Source organism: Pantoea sp. Morm (assembly GCF_016643525.1).
Classification (GTDB): Bacteria; Pseudomonadota; Gammaproteobacteria; order Enterobacterales; family Enterobacteriaceae; genus Pantoea; species Pantoea dispersa.
Window position 1 is genome coordinate 1 of the sequence record NZ_VOQX01000244.1, and the last position, 1,520, is coordinate 1,520.

The 1,520-nt window shown below is 55.3% G+C and carries 3 protein-coding genes; all 3 read right to left on the bottom strand.

The annotated features are described in order from the left end of the window. Positions 1–166 (bottom strand): glutathionylspermidine synthase family protein (locus FT726_RS27260; protein ID WP_346303847.1); only part of this gene is annotated, 166 nt, incomplete at its 3' end. A gap of 8 nt (positions 167–174) precedes the next feature. Continuing rightward, the gene (locus FT726_RS27265; protein WP_346303845.1) at positions 175–864 is read right to left on the bottom strand and encodes a DUF1190 family protein; all 690 of its coding nucleotides are present in this window, start codon (positions 862–864) and stop codon (positions 175–177) included. Positions 865–1,005: 141 nt separating this feature from the next. Next, on the bottom strand, positions 1,006–1,520 hold a 515-nt coding region (locus FT726_RS27270; protein ID WP_346303846.1), incomplete at its 5' end, for a TolC family protein.

Here is a 1,520-nt window from a genome sequence, read left to right on the forward strand (position 1 = left end):
GCAGTTCGGCGGTGGTATCTTCTAATTGCTCAACCTGTGCCAGGGTGAACTGGTAGTAAGCGTCTTCACACCAGTAAGGTTCGCCATACATGGTATGAAACTGGAAGCCGTATTCGTTGGCTTTTTCGCGCCAGTCCGGGCGTTCGCTGATAGCAATACGTTGCATACTACGGCTTAGCCTCCCATCGAGCGGCTGCTGCCAGTGCTGCTGCGATTGGTGCTGGTGGCATTGCTGCGCTGCAGGGTGTTTTGTTTCGCAACGGTTTCACCGAAGCCACCACGGGTGATGGTTGAAGTGGTCGCCGGTTTTGGCGCCATCGCGGTTTTCGGCACGTTCATGCTGCGGCCCGACGTTGCGGTACCGTAGTTTTTGCCAGAAGCATCGACAAACTGACCGTTAGCCGGGCTGTTCGGGGTTTTCGGTGAGAACAGCGGTTGCTGCGCAAAGCCCGCGCCGCCGCCCATCATGCGACCCATCATGTAACCGGCCATCAGCGGCATCCAGAAGCTACCGCTCTGCTGCGCTTCGGCATTGTTGGTGCTACCGACACCGGCCTGGGCAGGTGTTTGCTGGCACTGATTCTCACCGAACTCGGCGACGCAGTCTTCACGCGTGGCGTATTTCGGTGCGGTGCGTTCGGCTTCTTTCTTCGCATTGTTATACGCAGTGGTACATTGCGCGCTCTGGCTAGGGTTAGCTTTCGCACAATCATCCGCGTTTTGGTACAGCGATACTGTCTCATCGCTCTGTTCGCAGCCAGCCAGCATAAACACTGCGGTCACCGCGAGTGCAACTGGCGTTAAATGGCGTGCCTGCCAGCTTTTACGAAAAGCGGCATGACGAATATGTTTAGTCCGTTTCATTATTTTCATCCTGTGCCCAAAGGTGGGGCTTAGGATAGGTGATGAGTGGTGGAAAATGAAGCGAGAAGCCGGATGGCTGGGGGATCTTTACGTTGTTATACGTTTGAATGCGAAAGGGGCCGCAAGCGGCCCCTTAAGGGATTAATTACCGAAAGGATTTCCGCTGCTGTGCGCGGCAGCCGGGCGGGCTTTCGCGGCGGCTGAAGGTGCCGAAGTTTTCGGACCATTATCGACACGTGCAGCCTGCTGGCTGTTTTCCGGTGCCACCACTTCAGGTGCGGTGGTGATTTCCTTGCCCAGCGTGCTGTTCAGTTGCTGCAGGTCCTGCTCATTCAACGTACCCAGCGCATATTTGATGTTCAGCTGGTTAATCAGGTAGCTGTAACGCGCATCAGAAAGTTGCTGTTTAGAGTTGAACAGGGTCGTGGTCGCATCCAGCACATCAACGATAGTACGGGTACCTACCTGATAACCGGCTTCCATCGCATCCAATGAGCTCTGAGCAGACACAACGGCCTGTTTGTAAGCATCGATGCTGCTGATAGACGCGTTAACGTTGTTGAACGAAGAACGCACGGTCTGGATCGCACTACGATGTGCGCTTTCCAGCTGTTCGCTGGCGGCAACAAAGTTGTACTGCGCCTGTTTCACCTGCG